Here is a 353-nt window from a genome sequence, read left to right on the forward strand (position 1 = left end):
CTTTTATATCGTCTTCAACAGCAGGGTCTAAGTTAGGATCAGTCGCGTACATAATAAAACCCATGTGCGCGCCGTTTAAAAAGTATTTACGGCGGAATAAGGTTGCATCTTCATTTAATAACGTGGCTTGCAAACCGCCTAGGTAATCGGCCAAGCCATACACTTGTTGTACGGGGTCGTACTGGCGAACCCAAATAATGTCGCGCTTTTTATATTTTTTAACTTGGCTATTACGCTCAAGCACTACCGCGCCGCCATCACCCGCAACACGAGTACGGTAACTAGGCAGCGGAAACAGCCTTACAATTTGCCCAAAGCCATTACGTATTTTTAATAGTGCCACATCGCCAAAT

General features: G+C 45.0%; 1 pseudogene. It reads right to left on the reverse strand.

Features of this window, described 5'->3' with window-relative positions:
• A pseudogene (locus AAEY79_RS14295) lies at nucleotides 1-353 on the reverse strand (phage portal protein); the annotation flags it as partial.

Source organism: Psychrobacter sp. GW64-MNA-CIBAN-0177, assembly GCF_040309585.1.
Taxonomy (GTDB): domain Bacteria; phylum Pseudomonadota; class Gammaproteobacteria; order Pseudomonadales; family Moraxellaceae; genus Psychrobacter; species Psychrobacter okhotskensis.